Raw genomic sequence first — 17,948 nt, 5'->3', positions numbered from 1 at the left:
AATAATAGTGTATAGACAAACCGGATTCGAGATCAGGACTCGGTATAGAATGACCTCCGAACAGATAATTAGACGTTCCGATATATTAAACACTCAGGTGATTACCCGCGACAACGGCAAGCGGCTAGGCATCATCAGTCAAGTCTGGGTTGATATAGATCAACGAGAGGTTGTGGCTGTTGGTTTGCGAGACAGCCTGATCTCCATTTCGGGCATACCGCGCTACATGTACCTCAACAACATCAGCCAGATTGGTGATGTCATCTTAGTTGATAACGAAGATGTAATTGAAGATATTGAAGTTGAATCTCTCAGCAATCTGATTAGCTGGGAAGTAATTACAGAAACAGGTGAAGTCTTAGGCAAAGTCCGGGGCTTCAAATTCAACGGCGAAACCGGGAAACTTAACTCTATAGTCATTGCTTCTTTAGGAATCCCCCAAATTCCCGACCAATTTTTGAGTACTTACGAGTTCTCAGTTGATGAAATCGTCAGTACTGGCCCCAATCGGTTGATTGTATTTGAAGGAGCCGAAGAACGGGTGAACCAGTTGACAACTGGTTTACTAGAGCGTTTGGGTATTGGCAAAGCGCCGTGGGAAAGGGATGCAGAAGAAGAATACGGCTATACTCCACCCCGGACAATTGCAGCACCCAATCAACTACCTAGTGGAGTGCCATTGCAGCCACCAAAACAAAGAGTTCGCGCCCCCGAACCCGTAGCGCGGGAAGAGGAATGGACAGAAGACTATGTGGAAGAAGAAAGGCCACAGCGTCAGGTAATGAAGGCGCGACAGTATGAGTCTATTCAATACGAAGAAGACGAGGAAGAAGATAACTGGAGTGAAGCAACAGCTAGCGACAGATATCAACAACCGCAGCCGCTAAAGTATGAAGCCAAGCCTTACAGCAAGCCTTATGTTGATGAATACGATGATTATGACGACGTAGACGGCGATGCTTGGGAAGATGAGCCGAAGCCTGTGAATATTCCTAAGAAAGTTAAGGAAAGGCAGCCAGAATACGAAGAAGAAGGCGGATATTAAGTAATTCGTAATTCGTAATTAAATTTGAAGATTAGTTTAGCTCTTTCCTTATAAATAAGGAGAGGGCTAATTTTTAGTCTGGATAAGGGTTTCATGCCTAAATTGTGTGTAATTAATTTTGTTTAAGTACTTATAGCGAAGACACTGTAAGCGATAGCTCTAATATTTTTTTTGTCAACTTTCATTTTTATAAACCTTGCTACGATGCCCGATATCTATAAGATTTACCAATAAAACATCATCGAAAATATCGTATATAACTCGATAATCGCCTACTCTAATGCGATATGTGTTTTCTTCACCCTGTAACTTTTTAACTCCATTGGGACGTGGTTCTATAGCCAACTCATCTATTTTGGGTTGTATACGATATTGTAATTCTTGAGATAATTTTTTAAACATTTTCTAGCACCTTTGGTAAATTTAATTTCGTAAGTCACGCTACGCCCTTTTTTCTTTCATTAGCGATTTCCTTTTTAATGTCGTCCCAGGCGATAAGACTATTATTTTCTACATCACTTTTAGCAGCATGATAGGCTTTTAAATCGTTTTCGTCCTCTTCATCTTCGATTTTTTGAAGTAGTGCATAAATTTCATCTAGGGTACTGTCGTAAGCTTGGTTTAGCAGTACGTTGATAGCTTTGATTAATTGTTCGCGTTCGTGTTCGGTTTTCATAATTAAGATGAATATTCCACTTCAATCATAGAAGAATATCAAGAAACTCCACGATGAACGCTAAAACAGTTTGTAATTAATTAGTTAACTGTTCAGAAACTCACCAAAAACTGCTAGCGTCAAACAAAGGATAAATATCGTTGTGGACTTTCGAGCTTGAAAACCCGTTCTAATTACTGGCAACTACTGCCTTATATCCGCCTCCAGTGGAGAACCATCGCCAAGGGACTTATGGGTATCTTGGGATACGTACTGGCGACATTAGTGTTGATCAATCTCGCCGGTAAATTGGCAATTCCCTTTGCACAGGGTAATGTAGTTGCGATCGCTCAAATAACTGGTAGTTGTGCTTTAGTCTTTCTTGTCAGAGGCTTGTTTCAGTCTATACAAGATATGTACATGGCGAAAGTTTCTTTAAGAGTTGCTTTTCATCTCCGCCAGCAAGTCTATGCCCATCTGCAAAAGCTAAATCTCAGTTATTTTGAAACCGCAAAAGCTGGTGATTTATCTTACCGCCTCACCGAAGATGTTGACCGGGTTGGCGAAGTTGTAAATAAAGGATTTCACGACTTTATCCCCTGCATTTTGCAGTTGTTGGCAATTCCGATTTACATGATTTACCTAAATTGGCAACTGACACTAGCAACAGTCATAGTTGCGCCCCTGATGGGTATTTTAGTTGGTTGGTTTGGCGAACGGTTACGCAAGTATTCCTTAAAAAGTCAAAATCGCGTGTCGGGTTTATCAGCAATCCTCGCGGAAGTTTTCAACGGGATTCGTTTGGTACAGGCTTTTGCTGCCGAAAATTACGAAATTGCTCGCTTTGGCCATGAAGCAGAACGCAGCCTCAAAGCAAAATACTCAGCCGAACGCCTCAAAGCAATTCAGATTCCCATCATCGGGTTTTTGGAAGCCTTAAGTGCGTTATCGTTACTGATTGTGGGAGCGTGGCAAATTTCCCAAAATAACTTGACAGTGGCAAATTTTTTCAGTTATCTGGCGGCGGCGGCGCTGTTAATCGATCCCATTGGTCATACTACTAACAATTACAACGAATTTAAGCAGGGTGAAGCATCAGTTGATCGCATTTTTGAATTGATGGCAATTCAGCCAACGGTGATTGAGAAGATCAATGCGATCGCTCTTCCTCCAGTCAAGGGCAAAATAGAATATCGTCATATTTCCTTTGCCTATAAGCCAGGTGAACCCGTATTAAAAGATATCAGCTTATTGGTAGCGCCAGGTGAAGCGATCGCTCTTGTGGGTGCTTCTGGTGCTGGTAAAACCACCTTTGTCAATCTTCTCCCCCGTTTTTATGACCCCGAAGTTGGGCAAATCTTCATTGACGATGTTGATATTCGGGATGTGAAACTGCATAGTCTGCGGCGACAAATTGGGATTGTTCCTCAAGAAACCATTATGTTTTCGGGGACAATTGCCCAAAATATCGCCTTTGGACAGAAAGCTTTTAAGATGGAAGCAGTCAAAGAGGCGGCGAAAATTGCTAATGCTCATCAGTTTATTAGCCAACTGCCAGAAGGTTATCAGACCTGGGTGGGCGAACGTGGGGTAAACTTATCAGGGGGACAAAGACAAAGAATTGCGATCGCTCGTGCTGTTCTGCTCAATCCCCAAATCTTGATTCTTGATGAGGCGACATCAGCATTAGACTCTGAATCAGAAGCGCTAGTACAGGAAGCGCTGGAAAGATTGATGCAAAAACGTACAGTGTTTATTATTGCTCACCGCTTATCAACCGTGAGACGGTGCGATCGTATTTTAGTTCTCGAACAGGGACAAATTGTTGAATCAGGAACCCATGAAGAATTATTAGCCCTAGAGCATCGCTACGCGCGGTTTTATGCCCAGCAATTTAGTTAATTGTTCGTAGGGTGTGTTATGCCGGAGGCTAACGCACCATCCTAGTACTAGCTGAAACCGCTACTTTTATCTTCGATTTCAAAAGTTTGTATTTGATTGACTTTTTTCGTTGATTACTTTGTCCTAGTGTCACATAATCGATTACGAGATTGATGATACTTTATGTTTGAACAAACTCCTTTATCCCAACCGCAATCCAAGCTATGACACTCAATTTATATTTACTGCGACACGGAGAAACTACTTTTAGTCAAAGCGGTAATTTCTGCGGTGAAACGGATGCAGAGTTGACTTCTGAAGGGATGCAGATGGCATCCGGTTTTGCCGATGTTTATCAAAAATTGAAGTGGTCAGCAGTTTATGTTAGCCCAATGAAGCGCACAATTGCAACTGCCAAGCCATTTTGTGATGCTATCGGTATGGATATGCAGTTGCGTGATGGACTTAGAGAAGGTAGTTACGGCGAATGGGAAACTAAGAGTAAATCCTTTGCTCAAGAGAATTACGCAGAAAACTATCTAAAATGGTTGACAGAACCCGCTTGGAATGCACCACTAGGTGGAGAAACTGCGGTAGATATTGCTAACCGTTCTATGCCTGTAATTGCTGAAATTCAAGAAAAATATCCCCAAGGTAATGTTTTAGTAGTTTCCCATAAAGCCACGATTCGGATTATGCTTTGCAGTTTACTGGGAATTGATTTAGGACGCTATCGCTATCGGGTGAATATTTTGGTCGCGTCGGTAAGTATGGTTAAATTTGACGTTAATGGCCCTTTATTAGAAATATTAGGCGATCGTCATCATATACCCGATGGTATTCGCTCTCGTCCGGGAACATAATTAGCAAAAAGTTTTGTTATGAGTGGGATGCAAGACCGGTTTTACATAACTTGCAAACAAAGGATAACAGCCTTTCAAAAAGCTTATAACCGGAAGTGCTAGAGACGTTGTAATGCAACGTCTCTTGTTAGATTATTCCTAGTGTCAACAGCAAAAAGAAAATAGTTGTAATTTCACTATTTCCTAGACTGAATTGCCTGGATTAACTCATAAAAAGGTTGCCAATTATCTTCTTGAGCAATTGCTTCCCAAATAGACTCGATCACAGGTCTTAATAATGCTGTTTTTGGATTATGAACAGCTAGAGTTTGAGCAATTACATCGGGGCTATTACTACCAAAATCATTCAAAATTTTATGGTATAATATGCACCAATCATCAAAAACTCCTAATGCACCCGGTACTGGCACAATATCAGAATTATTCATCACAAAACCTGGCTCATCTCGCCATTTAGATGAAAAAGTCCGAGCCATCTCATAAAAAAACTGGTGATAACCAACCTGGCTCTCCTTCAAAAACTCAATCGTTAGATTCAACAATTCCACTGTTTCTGGATACGGTAAATCCTCAAAACCTAACTTTTTCAACATCAAAGAACTGTATTCAGCTTCATAATACTCATCAAACCTTTCTAATGCAGCTTCCATTTCACCTTTATCAATAATCGCCTTTAAAGGTTCCTGGAGCATTTGTAAATTCAAGTGGCAAATACTTGGTTGATTCCCGTAACAATAGCGTCCATAATAGTCAAAATATGCAGCTATAAAGGATGGGTTATAAGTCGGGATAAACGCATAAGGGCCATAGTCAAAACTCTCTCCAGTAATCGACATATTGTCAGTATTCAAAACTGCATGACAAAAGCCCGCCGCCATCCACTGTGCTACTAGTTCGGCAACCCGTTTAACTAATTCGGCGTAAAACAGAACATATTTATCTTCTTCACTACTTAAGTGTCGATAATACTGCTCAATTACGTGGTCTAACAACTTCTTAGTTAAATCTGGACGCTGGAAATAATGCAGTCGCTCAAAAGTTCCAAACCGAATATGAGAACTGCTCATTCTAATCATCACACATGAGCGGGTAGGTGAAGGTTCATCGCCCCGCCAAAGGGGTAAACCTGTTTCAATCATGGTCAAACAGCGCGAGGTACGTACACCCAAGTGGTGTAATGCTTCCGCAGCCAGAACTTCCCGCACCCCACCTTTGAGCGTGAGCATCCCATCGCCTCCACGGGAGTAGGGCGTTCTCCCAGAGCCTTTTGTGCCAAAATCGTACAATTCGCCATCAGTGGCGCGGACTTGACCGTAGAGAAAGCCTCTACCATCACCTAACTGTCTGTTATATTCACCAAATTGATAGCCGTGGTAACGTAGTGCTAACAAGGGTTTGCGCCCCTGAAACTGGCCAAAAGCTGTGATGAAATCTTCGTCTTTGACTACTTGGGGGTCTAGACCCAAAAGAGGTAATAGTGCATCGTTACGCCAGCGCAAGTGGTGTTGGGGAAATTCCTCTGCTCCAACCTCGTCGTAGTAGTCATCGCCTAGAGATTCCAAGGCGCTTTCGTAGTTGAGGGAGAGAAAAGGATTGCTAGAATTTTTGTAGTTTGGGGTTTCAGCCAGAGTCATTACGAGCAAAGCTTAATTCATTCTTCTCTTAATACTACCTCTGGCTTCAGCATCAGCATAGACGCAAAAAGCGACCGATATCTAAAATATGGCAGCGCTACCATCAAAACTTAGAGCGAATAATGAATAAAGTTTTGCAATTAAAGAAAAAATTAACTCAATTAGCTATTTTAGACGCTACATTTGAGGTTTTTGGTTCAGAATCACACCAATATCAATTAAAACCTTGTTTGAGTAATAAAGATATTCAAGTTTTTGAATCCAGATACAATATTACGCTACCAAGTGAATATAAAAACTTTCTGTTAGAAATTGGTAATGGTAGTGCGGGGCCAGGATACGGATTATCGGGGATTGAATATGAAAATATTATCCCAGAAAAACTATACCAAGAGAACTACGAAATTCTCTCCAAACCATTTCCTTTAACAGAAGCGTGGAATGATTTAGACTTGATTGTCAAGAATAATACGGATTTTGTTACCAATAATGATGCTTATTTCGATGATAAGTTTATTCAAGGAACTCTCACCATTACAAATTATGGTTGTGGAATTTATGGGATATTAGTTATTGCTGGAGAGCAGTCAGGAAAAATTTGGATAGATGACCGGACTAATCATAATGGGATATATCCTGCATCTTTAAGTTTTTGTCATGCTTTCCATGACACTGACCCTGATGATTTGTATCCAGATAATGATGAGGAGCAGCCTTTGAGTTTTTATGATTGGTATGAAGACTGGCTTAATCGAAGTTTGCATCAAATTCGCCAGTCTTCGGAAACTTAACCTTAATTAAATCAAACTGAGTTTTTTACTTTTTAATTGGTTGTGATGGCGGTTTAGTAATACCTTCTGAGTTTGATGTTGGTTGTGATGGTGGTTGAGTAATACCTTCTGAGTTTGATGTTGGTTGTGATGGTGGTTGAGTAATGCCTACTGAGTTTGATGTTGGTTGTGATGCCTGTGAAGATAGAATTTGTTTTACTTGCTGGTTATAAGTTTGTAAAATTGATTGAACCTGTTTTTGTTGATTTTGATTCAAATTAAAAGATTTTAACACTATTCTGATTCTCTGACGGGATTGCAGTGCTGCCTTAAATTTAGTATCTTGGGACGGATTTAATAGAGCCTCAATATCCTTATCTCTTTGCTGGCGGGCTAACTGGATTTGTAGACGCTGTTGCTTTGTGATATTGATTTTTTGGTGTGCTGGAGGACTATTCTGAGTTTTTAAGGCTGGTTGTGTAGCTGGGGAAATTGGAACTGGTGCTGCCAAGACAACTCCGTGTAATATAGTAGCAAAAGCGAAGATAGTAGAAAAAACAGATAAGCGCTTTATAGAATTAATAGACATTTTGAAAAACTCCTCAATCATCTGAAAAATGCACACATTGGCTCATTAGCCAGAGAGTGAACAAATATTACTCTCGCATTTGCTTGTGGAGTTGTTGTGTATTTATTATGGATTTAATATGAATTTATAGATGTTGCAAACTCATGTATCAAATTTGTTAATTAGCTGTGTATAAATAAACATAATACACAGATACTTAATTTCTCAAATAAATCCGGTATCTATACAATATTAGAAAAAAGATGCTTAAAATTTTGGTGCTTGCCAGCTAGGATTTGTAAGACTTGTCATAATATGATCTTCCCATTGTCCATTAATTAACAAATAGTCTCTAGCGTATCCTTCAATAACAAATCCGAGTCTTTTTAAGACATTGCCACTCCGCCGATTGTGAGGCATATAATTAGCCATAACTCGGTGAAAATTTAACTCTTGAAAGAGATGTTCCGTTGCGACTTTTAGCCCTTCTGTCATATATCCTTTACCTTGTTTACTTTCAGCAAGGCTATATCCCACGTAGCAAAAATGAGCGGCTCCTCGGACAAAATTGCTAAAATTGACCGTTCCAATAATTACATTAGGATTTTTTTTTGTAAAAATAAATAGCTTTAATGATTGCCCATTAAGAAATTCTAAAAAACTATTCTCTATCTGATATTGCCAATATTCTTCAGTGAAAAAACCATCAGCCCATAGAGGGTAAAATGGAGTGAGATAAGTTTTGTTATAAATGAAGTATTTGAGAATTTGGGGTATATCTTCATGAATCGCCGCTCGTAATAATAGGCGATCGCTAGTAATTAGTGGCAGTTCTGATATCATAATCGACGGGATCTATTCCCAGCACATTCTCTAGATTTTATAAATTCTCTCATACCTACGGTTTAGTAGCAGTTAAAAGGGAATCTCACTTCTTTAACTCAGAACTGTTTTGCCCAATGCCCTTTACCGCAGACAGCGTAAGTATTTTTACTGCTAATCTGCCATTCCACCAAAATCTTGATAAGCTGATGTCTAATATCTAGAGCGCAAGGATTGAGAGCCAATGGGTGATAAAGCACAGTGCGGGGCGTAACTTCGATAAAATCGCTTTGCCCAAACGCTGTACCGCAGGAAATTCAACCAAAAGAAAGCTCAAGATTCAACCCAGTCTACAAGAAGGATAGTGATGTGGTGGCAATACGCTACGATTGGCAGGAATTAGAGATTCGGGCGATATACAATATGCCATTGCTAGAGCTTATTTATCAAGCTGCTAGCGTGCATCGCCAATATCATGACCCAACAAAAATACAAGTTTGTAAGCTTATATCCATTAAAACGGGGGGTTGTCCAGAAGATTGTAGCTACTGCGCCCAATCTTCGCGCTATAAAACAGAGGTAAAAGCAGAAGCACTCCTAGAGAAGGAAACGGTAATTAACATCGCCCAGAAAGCCAAAGAAACTGGTGTTAGTCGCATCTGCATGGGTGCTGCTTGGCGGGAAGTCCGGGATAACTCACAATTTGAGGAAGTTCTGGAAATGGTCAAGGATGTAACTGCAATGGGTTTAGAAGTGTGCTGCACTCTGGGAATGTTGACGGCAAATCAAGCTAGGAAACTTGAAGAAGCGGGACTTTACGCCTATAACCATAACTTAGATACCTCGCAGGAATATTACAACACAATTATTACCACGAGAACTTATAGCGATCGCTTGAACACAATTGAGAATGTCCGTCAGACTAATGTTACCGTATGTTCCGGCGGTATTCTTGGGTTGGGCGAAACCGTTGATGACCGCGTTGGAATGTTACAGACTCTGGCAAACTTACATCCGCATCCAGAGTCAGTACCAATTAATATTCTTTCACAAGTACCAGGTACACCCTTAGAAAATCAGCCTGATGTCCCCATTTGGGATATTGTGCGAATGATTGCTACAGCCAGAATTTTAATGCCAGCTTCTGATGTGCGTCTGAGTGCTGGTAGGGCTAGACTTTCTCAGGTTGAACAAGCTTTCTGCTTTATGGCGGGAGCTAATTCTATATTTTCCAGCGACGACAACAAAATGTTGACGGTGACAACCCCCTGTCCAGACTACGATACTGACCGAGAAATGCTGAATTTACTTGGTTTGGGGATGCGTCCACCTTCTCAAAGACAGGAAAAGGTAGCAAGTCCGGCTGTTGTTGGATAAATATATTCTTGTGGGATGGGCGTTTCACCCGTCCCACAAAAGTCTTGACTAAATTATCTTGGCAGTCCGCAGACCAAACAACAGACCGACAGACAAACCAAAGAACAAAGCTAAAAAGCCGATGTAAGCTGCAATTGCAAACATTTATTTTTCTCCACAATACTTCCTAAATATATTGAATCATTAGTTGTTGGGCATTAGGCATTGGAAAACTCTTCCCCAGTACCCAGTCCCTAGACTCCAATCGCCCAGATTGCGATAGAATACTGCCCACGGGCGCTTGTTTGGGGTTGAGGAATGACTTCTGTAATTAATGTAAATTTACCAGAGCAGTCTTATGAGATTGCGATCGCATCTTCGAGTTTAGAGCAACTGGGTCAACAGATGGCCAGTCTGAAGCTAGGCAAGAAGATATTGCTAGTTTCTAATCCAACGATTTTTAAGCATTATGGCGAAAGAGCAATTACATCCCTGAAATCTGCTGGATTTGAAGTTGCTAGCTGCACTCTACCACCTGGTGAACGCTACAAAACCCTTAATTCCATCCAAAAACTCTACGATGTAGCCTTAGAAAACCGCCTAGAACGTTCTGCTACGATGGTGGCTTTGGGTGGAGGTGTAATTGGCGATATGACTGGCTTTGCTGCCGCAACTTGGCTGCGCGGCATTAACGTTGTCCAAGTACCTACAACTCTCTTGGCAATGGTAGATTCGGCAATTGGTGGCAAAACTGGCGTAAATCATCCCCACGGTAAAAACTTGATTGGGGCATTCCATCAGCCGCGCTTGGTTTTGATTGACCCAGATCTTTTGAAAACTCTTCCTATGCGCGAATTTCGGGCAGGAATGGCAGAAGTTATTAAGTATGGTGTAATTTGGGATGCTGAATTGTTTGCCCAGTTGGAAGCAAGTAAACGGCTCGACCAACTTCGCTATGTAAAACCTGAATTAATAAACACTATATTAACGCGCTCTTGTCAAGCTAAAGCTGACGTTGTTGGCAAAGATGAGAAAGAGGGCGGATTACGGGCGATTCTTAACTATGGACATACTATCGGTCATGCAGTGGAAAGCTTGACTGGTTATCGTTTAGTAAATCACGGTGAAGCCGTGGCTATTGGTATGGTAGCAGCCGGTCAAATTGCCGTGGAATTGGGAATGTGGCAAAAAGAAGACACTGAACGTCAAAATGCTTTAATTCAAAAAACGGGTTTACCGACTCAGTTACCATCTGGGGTGGATATTGAAGCAATTATTGAGGCGTTGCAGTTAGATAAGAAAGTCAAAGCGGGAAAAGTGCGATTTGTTTTACCAACAGAGATTGGTGTAGTTACAGTTACCGATGAAGTGCCATCAGATATCATTCGGCAAGTGTTGCGGGCAATGTGAACAATTTGAATAATTCAGGAGCCAGGATTCAAATTAGTTGCTTTGTTCTTCAATTACGAATTACGAATTACGAATTACGAATTATTTAGCCATGATACTCCAAGCCAAAAATCAATTAACTTTGCAAGAGTTCCTAAATCTTCCACTAGATGAAGGAGATATAACTTATGAACTTGTTGATGGTCAAGCAATTCCTAAAATGTCACCAAAAAAATTTCACTCTAAACTTACTCGCGCAATTCTCAATTTGATTGAGCAATGCTGTGAGGGAAAAGGAGAAGTTTACCCAGAATTAGCCGTCGCATTAACCCGGCGAGGGCGAGATTGGGCACCAATACCGGATATTTTATATATTTCTAATAAACGTTTACCCCCTGACTGGGATCAAGAAGGAGTATGTTCTGTTCCTCCTGATTTGGTGATTGAGATTATTTCGCCCGGACAAACCTTTGGACAAATGGCAGCTAAAGCCAAAAACTATTTGGATGCTAAAGTTCTACGGGTGTGGGTGGTAGATAGTAAAGCCAGAAGTATTACTGTTTTTTATCCAGATGCAGCACCACAAACTTATATGGGAGACGAATTACTCACAGATTCGCTATTTGAGGGACTGGAATTTACTGTTGAGCAGGTGTTTCAAAAGGCGAAAATACCATTAGATGCCGAATAGCATACTTTTTGCATCTAGCACAATTTGACGCATATCATTTTTATCGCCTGCTTGATATTGAGAAATGAATTCATTAATATCTATAATGCTTCTTCCCGTACTTTCATGCGTGCGTAAGCATAGCTCATTGTAGACATCGTTAGGAATTATATCTTCAACAAATCCGGTCATAACAACAAGGTATGTAAGTTGTTCAGGTTGACTACCGTAATAATCAGACTGGATAACTTTCACAAGTTTTAATTCTCCCAGAGTTACTCCTACTTCCTCAATAACCTCACGTTTTGCAGTTTCCTCACAGTTCATTTCGCCTATCTGCACATGTCCCCCAGGAAGGTCAATACCACGGTCAAGGAGAGCGCATACAATTAAACCATCCTTGGTAAAAGGTACGACTAGAACACTCGTTATCTTTTCAAAGGCAGGTAAACATGAACTGCCAATATCTACAAAATTGACTTTTTGCCCTGTTTGGATGACAGTCTTTCTGCAATCCTTCTGACTCATTGGCTTAATTTCTGCTATTTAATATAGTTATCTCGTAATATTCTAGTTGCTATATTACAACTTCAACCTCTCTAGCCAAATTGCCGAGATAAATTCTAATTTGAGCTATTTACAGCAGCTTTTTTTTATTTAAACTACACGATGAAGGCGCTTTTGTCTGCCTCTCTTCCTCTCAACGTCCACCGGAATTTAAAGCTGCCGCTTTTGCTACTCAAACTTCTATCTACCTGAGATTTTCATATCTTTAATCAGCAACACCCTCTTTTTAAAACTGCGGTTCTTTTTGCGGTTGCTGCTGGCTATTTGTTGGTTGCAGTTTCTGAAATAAAGCTGGTGGCGTAGCTTTACGGAATGCACCGCAGTAGTGCATGGTCATAACTGCTTTAAAAGCCCAATGGTCTGTTGGCACATCACTAAAGGGATTCGGTAAAGTTTCTGCTTGATTTTGGATACAAGCATTCAAAACTTGATTCGATTTTGCTGGAGTGTCGGTAGTAAGTTCTTGAGATTTAACCGGAGTAACAAAGCTAGTAGTAGCTAGTATTACAACTGTTATCATAAGTTTACAGTTCATAATTTGAGTTTTCTAGGGATGAAACTCTGCCATATATTTAGTTCCCAGGCTGCTGCCCAGGAACTAGAATAACCTAAGCGTTAGAAAACATGGTGAGCATTACTAATAGAACAACTAATGCGCTAATCCAAAGAGCTAACGATCCCCAACTAACTGAATCTTTTTGTACTCTTTCCCAGAAACTGGTAACTAAGTTATTCCGAATTGCCATTTTATAAGCTCCAATTTTTATTAAATTTGAACTGACTCAAGGCATTAAGCTTACATTGAGTAAAGAGAAGTTTATCTTTGGGAGTATCAGCCTTTATTTGCTAATTACCAGAGACTAACCAACGGAAATTTAAATTAATTAATGCAGTGATGTTTACGATAATGCGTATGTCTTAACGCATTACCGATCTAAAGAACAAAAGTTTACAAAAAAGATATTTGTTGATGCTTAACTTGATTCTCCCATAGGTAACTGTTTACACTCCGAAATTTTGCGATTTTGAGAGAATTCTTAACGTTGTCTTAACCACGTATAAAACTTAGTATTTTTTAAATCAAAAACTACTTAAATACTGACTCTATTTCACTTTCACTCGCGATTTATGCAGACTTTAAGTCTACATTGATTTGCTCACTGATAGCGGCACTTCAGCCATGAGTGATTATCAGTGGGCAAGGGATGATGCTAGGTGATGAAGCTTACGCCAGTAGCAAAAATTTCTACAATTTAGAAGCAAGTATCCAAAAGTATTATGGTTATCGCCATATTGTACCCACTCATCAAGGGCGTGGTGCAGAAAACATTTTGTTCGTGACTGCGTAGGTTTCGCCAACGCGATGGCGATATAAAAGATCGGTAGCCACGAGGTCATCATTCGGTGCAATACTTTGGGCATTACACACCACTAATGGAGATTCCATAGTCTTTGGAGACGGCTTGGCAAAAGTGAGCAAAGCCAAGTATCGATATTCTTGATAACCACTGCTAAAGTTGATACAGCACACAACTATGATGTTATGAGTGCAAAATTTAAATCTGTTGAAACTGCAATCAAAATTAGGTCAGTAAATCAGGATTTTCAAGTCAATATTATGGAGCCAATTCAGCCACAACAGCGCCGCGTCGCCGATCAAGTGTTTCAAGAATCCCTCGATCAGTTGGAGGATATCTTACAAGAAATTTCAACTGAGGAAGAAGAAATCTCACCACTCTCCCAACTGCATACTACTAGTCTGAGTGAAGTAGAACTCGCTCAAGACTCGATCGCTATTGATTTAGCGGCCCTTGAGGACGCAGTTGCTGATATTGAACAATATCTTGAAGAAAAGACAAAAATCCAAGAAAAGTCATGAGTTTTAATTCCTGCACAGGCGCGATTAAGCGCGTCTCTATTCTTGACTCATTTGCCGCCGAGCTTCGTACAACATTAAAGCAGCTGCGATCGCTACATTCAAAGATTCTACCCCAGGATTCAAAGGGATTCTGACTTGTTTATCTGCGATCGCTGCTAAATCTGCCGACAATCCAGCACCTTCATTTCCCAGTAAAATCAGACTGGGTTTGCGCCAGTCCACATCCCAATAAGTCAAACTCGCACTAGGTAAGGTTGCCACTACCTGCATTCCTGCTTGCTGACTTTGTTGAACTATAGCTTTTAAATCTTCGGTTACGGCTGTTGCTAGGCGAAACCATTGCCCTGCTGAAGCCCGGAGAACTTTCGGACTGTCTAAATCTACACTATCTCCACTTACCCACAAACCTGATGCTCCCACCGCCGCCGCAGTGCGAATCATCGTCCCTAAGTTTCCCGGATCTTGTACTGTTTCTAAAGCTAGGACTAAACCAGTGAATGGTAGTTGAGTTTGGCTATCTCTTCGTTTTGCCGTTGCCACCACACCATCTGGTTGGACTGTAGTAGCGATCGCATTTAATACTTCCTCGCTGACAATCTCGGTGCGATCGCTTTTACCACAAGCTTCTTCCCAGAGTGACAAGTGGGCTGCTTGCCAATCTGGAGTACAACATACTGTTTCTAGTGGGTAATTAACCGCACAAGCTTCTTCTAACAGGTGCGTCCCTTCCAGCAAAAATAACTGCTGCTTATGCCGCTCCTTGGTGGAGTGGAGTTTGCGGATTTGCTTAACTAGGGAATTTTGTAAACTGGTCAACACTATTTTATATTTTGGATTTTGGATTAATCTAAAATTGGCAATCTAAAATCCAAAATTGATTATATGCGGAACCCGGGACTTGAACCCGGAAGCCTTGCGGCACTAGAACCTGAATCTAGCGCGTCTGCCATTCCGCCAGTTCCGCTGGCACTCGTCTTTATCGACAATTTTATGATTCTGACGTAAAAGTTTATCTTTGTCAAGTGAAAATAGAAAGAATCTGAAATTTTTCAGATTCTTTCTGCGGATTAGGTCGAATCAAAATATTAACTGAACTGTACAGCATTGATTTTTAGAGAACACTTAAGTTATTCTACTGAGTATTTAATTTTGCTTAAAAGTACTACTTATTCGTTCTTTTTTGTTAATTTTTTTAAAATCTCAAAAAGCTTGCTATCACTAATTTGCAGCCTTTATTTTTCATCGAAAAGCAATTTTTTGATGGAAGATGTTGCCTCAAAACGTGGACAATTTGAATCTTTACTGTAGAATCAAAACCAACTTCAAACATATAAAATACGTATTACTTTTGGAGGTAGGCTTATCAATCCTTCTACCAGCTTACCAGATGCAAAAATTGCTCCCGAAGCAGACTCCTCAGTCTTGCAAATTTGGGGCGGGCATCCTTTGCGAGGTCATGTGAAAATTAGCGGGGCAAAAAATGCAGCATTGGTAATCATGGCTGGAGCCTTGCTGTGTCCGGGCGATTGTCGTATCCGCAATGTCCCCTTATTAGCCGACGTAGAGCGGATGGGTCAGGTGTTATTGGCTTTGGGTGTAAGTTTAACCCGGCAAGGCGATATTTTAGACATCAACGCCAGCGAAATTAAAACATCAAAAGCTCCCTACGAACTAGTTACCCAACTGAGGGCGAGTTTCTTCGCCATTGGAGCCATTCTTGCCAGATTGGGAGTAGCGCAGATGCCCTTACCAGGCGGTTGTGCTATTGGGGCAAGACCAGTTGACTTGCATGTGCGCGGACTGCAAGCAATGGGGGCTGAGGTGCAGATTGAGCATGGCATTTGTAACGCCTACGTCCCTGGCAGCAGCCGGAGATTAAAAGGTGCGAAGATTTACTTAGATATCGCCAGCGTTGGCGCGACGGAAAACTTGATGATGGCTGCTACCCTGGCAGAGGGCGAAACCATCATCGAAAATGCTGCCAGAGAACCGGAAGTAGTTGATTTAGCTAACTTCTGTAACGCGATGGGAGCGAAAATCAAGGGGGCTGGGACTAGCAGAATTATTGTTGAAGGAGTCCCCAAATTGCATTCTGTTGATTACAGTATCATTCCCGATCGCATTGAGGCCGGGACATTTTTACTGGCAGCAGCAATTACCCGTTCCGAACTTATTCTCTCGCCGGTAGCTCCAGAACATCTTATCCCAGTGATTGCCAAGCTGCGGGATATTGGGGTGACAATAATTGAAGAAAAGCCTGACCACTTACACATTCTGCCAGCAGAAACCCTGAAGGCTACGGATATTGAAACTCAATATCATCCGGGTTTTCCTACAGATATGCAAGCGCCATTCATGTCTTTGCTGACATTGGCCGAAGGCGACAGCGTGATTAACGAATCCGTCTTTGAAAATCGCTTGCGTCATGCCTCAGAGTTGAATCGCTTGGGGGCAGATATTCGTGTCAAAGGCAACGCTGCTTTCGTTCGGGGAGTGCCGAAATTATCTGGCGCACCAGTATTAGGCACAGACTTACGAGCATCAGCCGCGCTAGTTATCGCTGGGTTAGCGGCAGAAGGACAAACCACAATTCAGGGATTACAGCACCTCGATCGCGGCTACGATCGACTCGATATGAAGTTGCAGCAATTGGGAGCTAAAATCCTTCGTGTGGGCGAAACATCAGCAGATGCCGAAATCGCTGCCAGCATCACTAGCCTTTCAAGTTGAAATTGATAGGTTGAGATTAACGGGGAAACAAGGGAAGAGAGAAATCTAAACGCCAACTTCCGGCGCTCAAAATTTCGGGGAGACAAGGTAAAAATTTCTCCCCCTGCCCACCCTGGTTAAATCGTTATACTAACTGTGGGTGGCTGTTTATTTAACCAGCCAGATTCCATAGTTGTGTTTTTTATAGCTTGTTGCACTATGTCTTTCTTCAAAACCCCTCTGATTGGTTTAAAAGCTGACTCATTTCGTCATCCATTAGACCTGGAAGCTACTAAAACGCTCAAGCAAATACCAGGCATAGATATGTTGGTGCGAAATTGGCTTGGCCCAATGGCAGAGCAGGTTTTCTATGTAGAAAATATTGCTTCCAGCATTCTGGTGGGTGAAAAACAACTACCTGATTTATACAAGCTGTTGTTAGACGCTTGTGAAATTCTGGATATAGAACCTCCCCAGTTGTACGTCCGCCAACATCCGGCTCCCAACGCCTATACTTTTGCTGTGCGGGGTAAGCAGCCCTTTGTGGTGATACACACATCCCTAATTGATATCCTCACCCCAGAGGAAATTCAGGCAGTAATTGCCCACGAGTTGGGGCATCTCAAGTGTGACCATAGCGTTTATTTGACCCCTGTAAATCTACTTATATTAGCTGCGGCGATTGTGCCCAATGTCGGAACCTTCGTTGCTCAAGCGATACAAGCGCAACTTTTAGAATGGGTACGTTGTGCTGAGTTTACCTGCGATCGCGCCGCATTACTAGCAACCCAAGACCCGAAAGTTGTCATGTCAGTGTTAATGAAGCTCGCGGGTGGTTCCCCAACCTTAGCGCCACAGCTAAATCTCGATGCCTTTGTTGCCCAAGCCCGCGCTTATGATGACATTAGCAAGACCGAATTAGGCGAAATGGTCAAAACCGCCCGCACAGCCCAATTAACCCATCCAGTGCCAGTCCTACGGGCGCGAGAAATTGACCGTTGGGCAAGCAGCACAGAATATCAATCTTTAATTCAAAGTCATGGATTGAAGTCTACAAGTAATGAAGTTGCACCCAAAGGTGGCTGGCGAAACTGGTAGAGTTACTAATGCGATCGCAATTACTAAATTTATTCAGGCAAG

At 41.5% G+C, this 17,948-nt stretch carries 20 protein-coding genes, 1 tRNA gene and 1 pseudogene; 11 read left to right on the top strand and 11 right to left on the bottom strand.

Translation table 11 applies throughout. From position 1 onward, the window contains the following. The first annotated feature begins 49 nt into the window (after window positions 1-49). Window positions 50-1,045: a PRC-barrel domain-containing protein gene (locus V7K55_RS18290; protein ID WP_334833790.1), complete on the top strand. Its 996-nt coding sequence runs from the start codon at window positions 50-52 to the stop codon at window positions 1,043-1,045. A 174-nt stretch (window positions 1,046-1,219) separates the two neighbouring features. Here the strand turns inward: V7K55_RS18290 and V7K55_RS18285 are convergent, their stop codons facing one another. Together V7K55_RS18285 and V7K55_RS18280 are read right to left on the bottom strand one after the other, a co-directional pair. Continuing rightward, a complete protein-coding gene (locus V7K55_RS18285) occupies window positions 1,220-1,447 on the bottom strand; it encodes a type II toxin-antitoxin system RelE family toxin (protein WP_334833788.1) in 228 nt (75 codons plus the stop codon). Window positions 1,448-1,481: 34 nt separating this feature from the next. Then, window positions 1,482-1,721: a hypothetical protein gene (locus tag V7K55_RS18280; RefSeq protein WP_334833786.1), complete on the bottom strand. Its 240-nt coding sequence runs from the start codon at window positions 1,719-1,721 to the stop codon at window positions 1,482-1,484. Window positions 1,722-1,877: 156 nt separating this feature from the next. Between V7K55_RS18280 and V7K55_RS18275 the strand changes: the two genes are divergently transcribed. Together V7K55_RS18275 and V7K55_RS18270 are read left to right on the top strand one after the other, a co-directional pair. After that, window positions 1,878-3,602, top strand: a complete 1,725-nt coding sequence (locus V7K55_RS18275; protein WP_334833785.1) for an ABC transporter ATP-binding protein — start codon at window positions 1,878-1,880, stop codon at window positions 3,600-3,602. 203 nt (window positions 3,603-3,805) lie between these two features. Beyond that, the gene (locus tag V7K55_RS18270; RefSeq protein WP_334833783.1) at window positions 3,806-4,444 is read left to right on the top strand and encodes a histidine phosphatase family protein; all 639 of its coding nucleotides are present in this window, start codon (window positions 3,806-3,808) and stop codon (window positions 4,442-4,444) included. Between the two features lie 176 nt (window positions 4,445-4,620). Here the strand turns inward: V7K55_RS18270 and V7K55_RS18265 are convergent, their stop codons facing one another. Next, window positions 4,621-6,078 (bottom strand): protein adenylyltransferase SelO, encoded by a 1,458-nt coding sequence (locus V7K55_RS18265; RefSeq protein WP_334833781.1) that lies wholly within the window; start codon window positions 6,076-6,078, stop codon window positions 4,621-4,623. A 122-nt stretch (window positions 6,079-6,200) separates the two neighbouring features. On the opposite strand from V7K55_RS18265, the gene V7K55_RS18260 reads away from it, so the two are divergent. Further along, window positions 6,201-6,869, top strand: coding sequence for an SMI1/KNR4 family protein (locus V7K55_RS18260; protein ID WP_334833779.1), 669 nt, complete (start codon window positions 6,201-6,203; stop codon window positions 6,867-6,869). A gap of 25 nt (window positions 6,870-6,894) precedes the next feature. Here V7K55_RS18260 and V7K55_RS18255 read toward each other — a convergent pair whose 3' ends face one another. Further along, window positions 6,895-7,437: a hypothetical protein gene (locus V7K55_RS18255; protein ID WP_334833777.1), complete on the bottom strand. Its 543-nt coding sequence runs from the start codon at window positions 7,435-7,437 to the stop codon at window positions 6,895-6,897. Between the two features lie 246 nt (window positions 7,438-7,683). Further along, entirely contained in the window at window positions 7,684-8,259 is a 576-nt protein-coding gene (locus tag V7K55_RS18250; protein ID WP_334833775.1) for a GNAT family N-acetyltransferase, read from the bottom strand. Window positions 8,260-8,607: 348 nt separating this feature from the next. On the opposite strand from V7K55_RS18250, the gene bioB reads away from it, so the two are divergent. Further along, window positions 8,608-9,615 (top strand): biotin synthase BioB, encoded by a 1,008-nt coding sequence (gene bioB / locus V7K55_RS18245; protein WP_334833773.1) that lies wholly within the window; start codon window positions 8,608-8,610, stop codon window positions 9,613-9,615. 48 nt (window positions 9,616-9,663) lie between these two features. Here the strand turns inward: bioB and petL are convergent, their stop codons facing one another. Beyond that, on the bottom strand, window positions 9,664-9,759 hold the full coding sequence (petL, locus tag V7K55_RS18240; RefSeq protein WP_094332720.1) for a cytochrome b6-f complex subunit PetL: 96 nt from the start codon (window positions 9,757-9,759) through the stop codon (window positions 9,664-9,666). Window positions 9,760-9,912: 153 nt separating this feature from the next. On the opposite strand from petL, the gene aroB reads away from it, so the two are divergent. After that, the gene (aroB, locus tag V7K55_RS18235; protein ID WP_334833770.1) at window positions 9,913-11,004 is read left to right on the top strand and encodes a 3-dehydroquinate synthase; all 1,092 of its coding nucleotides are present in this window, start codon (window positions 9,913-9,915) and stop codon (window positions 11,002-11,004) included. A gap of 91 nt (window positions 11,005-11,095) precedes the next feature. Continuing rightward, entirely contained in the window at window positions 11,096-11,674 is a 579-nt protein-coding gene (locus V7K55_RS18230) for a Uma2 family endonuclease (RefSeq protein WP_334833767.1), read from the top strand. On the opposite strand, the gene V7K55_RS18225 is transcribed toward V7K55_RS18230, so the two are convergent. Together V7K55_RS18225 and V7K55_RS18220 are read right to left on the bottom strand one after the other, a co-directional pair. After that, a complete protein-coding gene (locus V7K55_RS18225; RefSeq protein WP_334833764.1) occupies window positions 11,660-12,181 on the bottom strand; it encodes an NUDIX hydrolase in 522 nt (173 codons plus the stop codon). The genes V7K55_RS18230 and V7K55_RS18225 overlap by 15 nt on opposite strands. 265 nt (window positions 12,182-12,446) lie before the next feature. Further along, complete coding sequence (locus tag V7K55_RS18220) at window positions 12,447-12,740, bottom strand: S-layer protein (protein WP_334833762.1); 294 nt, start codon at window positions 12,738-12,740, stop codon at window positions 12,447-12,449. 685 nt (window positions 12,741-13,425) lie between these two features. Between V7K55_RS18220 and V7K55_RS18215 the strand changes: the two genes are divergently transcribed. Then, on the top strand, window positions 13,426-13,569 hold the full coding sequence (locus V7K55_RS18215) for a beta-eliminating lyase-related protein (RefSeq protein ID WP_334833912.1): 144 nt from the start codon (window positions 13,426-13,428) through the stop codon (window positions 13,567-13,569). Here the strand turns inward: V7K55_RS18215 and V7K55_RS18210 are convergent. Continuing rightward, window positions 13,557-13,664, bottom strand: a pseudogene (locus V7K55_RS18210) (CmcJ/NvfI family oxidoreductase); the annotation flags it as partial. The gene V7K55_RS18215 and the pseudogene V7K55_RS18210 overlap by 13 nt on opposite strands. Before the next feature lie 99 nt (window positions 13,665-13,763). Here V7K55_RS18210 and V7K55_RS18205 point away from each other — a divergent pair. Further along, window positions 13,764-14,099, top strand: a complete 336-nt coding sequence (locus tag V7K55_RS18205; protein ID WP_334833760.1) for a hypothetical protein — start codon at window positions 13,764-13,766, stop codon at window positions 14,097-14,099. A 36-nt stretch (window positions 14,100-14,135) separates the two neighbouring features. On the opposite strand, the gene V7K55_RS18200 is transcribed toward V7K55_RS18205, so the two are convergent. Together V7K55_RS18200 and V7K55_RS18195 are read right to left on the bottom strand one after the other, a co-directional pair. Next, a complete protein-coding gene (locus V7K55_RS18200; RefSeq protein ID WP_334833758.1) occupies window positions 14,136-14,918 on the bottom strand; it encodes a TrmH family RNA methyltransferase in 783 nt (260 codons plus the stop codon). Window positions 14,919-14,982: 64 nt separating this feature from the next. Then, window positions 14,983-15,063: transfer RNA gene (locus V7K55_RS18195), tRNA-Leu, on the bottom strand. A 398-nt stretch (window positions 15,064-15,461) separates the two neighbouring features. Between V7K55_RS18195 and murA the strand changes: the two genes are divergently transcribed. Then, on the top strand, window positions 15,462-16,829 hold the full coding sequence (gene murA / locus V7K55_RS18190; RefSeq protein ID WP_334833910.1) for a UDP-N-acetylglucosamine 1-carboxyvinyltransferase: 1,368 nt from the start codon (window positions 15,462-15,464) through the stop codon (window positions 16,827-16,829). Between the two features lie 198 nt (window positions 16,830-17,027). Then, a complete protein-coding gene (locus V7K55_RS18185) occupies window positions 17,028-17,906 on the top strand; it encodes a M48 family metallopeptidase (protein WP_334833756.1) in 879 nt (292 codons plus the stop codon). Window positions 17,907-17,948: the final 42 nt, after the last annotated feature.

Origin of the sequence: Nostoc sp., assembly GCF_036919895.1 — a bacterium.
In the GTDB taxonomy this organism is placed as follows: domain Bacteria; phylum Cyanobacteriota; class Cyanobacteriia; order Cyanobacteriales; family Nostocaceae; genus Nostoc.
This window is presented reverse-complemented; position numbering and strand designations above follow the sequence as displayed.

What these genes read in the sequence shown, in the direction of transcription:
- V7K55_RS18290 (WP_334833790.1), top strand. Translation starts at nt 50, where the DNA reads ATGACCTCCGAACAGATAATTAGACGTTCCGATATATTAAACACTCAG.
- V7K55_RS18285 (WP_334833788.1), bottom strand. Translation starts at nt 1,447, where the DNA reads ATGTTTAAAAAATTATCTCAAGAATTACAATATCGTATACAACCCAAA.
- V7K55_RS18280 (WP_334833786.1), bottom strand. Translation starts at nt 1,721, where the DNA reads ATGAAAACCGAACACGAACGCGAACAATTAATCAAAGCTATCAACGTA.
- V7K55_RS18270 (WP_334833783.1), top strand. Translation starts at nt 3,806, where the DNA reads ATGACACTCAATTTATATTTACTGCGACACGGAGAAACTACTTTTAGT.
- V7K55_RS18265 (WP_334833781.1), bottom strand. Translation starts at nt 6,078, where the DNA reads ATGACTCTGGCTGAAACCCCAAACTACAAAAATTCTAGCAATCCTTTT.
- V7K55_RS18260 (WP_334833779.1), top strand. Translation starts at nt 6,201, where the DNA reads ATGAATAAAGTTTTGCAATTAAAGAAAAAATTAACTCAATTAGCTATT.
- V7K55_RS18255 (WP_334833777.1), bottom strand. Translation starts at nt 7,437, where the DNA reads ATGTCTATTAATTCTATAAAGCGCTTATCTGTTTTTTCTACTATCTTC.
- V7K55_RS18250 (WP_334833775.1), bottom strand. Translation starts at nt 8,259, where the DNA reads ATGATATCAGAACTGCCACTAATTACTAGCGATCGCCTATTATTACGA.
- petL (WP_094332720.1), bottom strand. Translation starts at nt 9,759, where the DNA reads ATGTTTGCAATTGCAGCTTACATCGGCTTTTTAGCTTTGTTCTTTGGT.
- aroB (WP_334833770.1), top strand. Translation starts at nt 9,913, where the DNA reads ATGACTTCTGTAATTAATGTAAATTTACCAGAGCAGTCTTATGAGATT.
- V7K55_RS18230 (WP_334833767.1), top strand. Translation starts at nt 11,096, where the DNA reads ATGATACTCCAAGCCAAAAATCAATTAACTTTGCAAGAGTTCCTAAAT.
- V7K55_RS18225 (WP_334833764.1), bottom strand. Translation starts at nt 12,181, where the DNA reads ATGAGTCAGAAGGATTGCAGAAAGACTGTCATCCAAACAGGGCAAAAA.
- V7K55_RS18220 (WP_334833762.1), bottom strand. Translation starts at nt 12,740, where the DNA reads ATGATAACAGTTGTAATACTAGCTACTACTAGCTTTGTTACTCCGGTT.
- V7K55_RS18215 (WP_334833912.1), top strand. Translation starts at nt 13,426, where the DNA reads ATGATGCTAGGTGATGAAGCTTACGCCAGTAGCAAAAATTTCTACAAT.
- V7K55_RS18205 (WP_334833760.1), top strand. Translation starts at nt 13,764, where the DNA reads ATGAGTGCAAAATTTAAATCTGTTGAAACTGCAATCAAAATTAGGTCA.
- V7K55_RS18185 (WP_334833756.1), top strand. Translation starts at nt 17,028, where the DNA reads ATGTCTTTCTTCAAAACCCCTCTGATTGGTTTAAAAGCTGACTCATTT.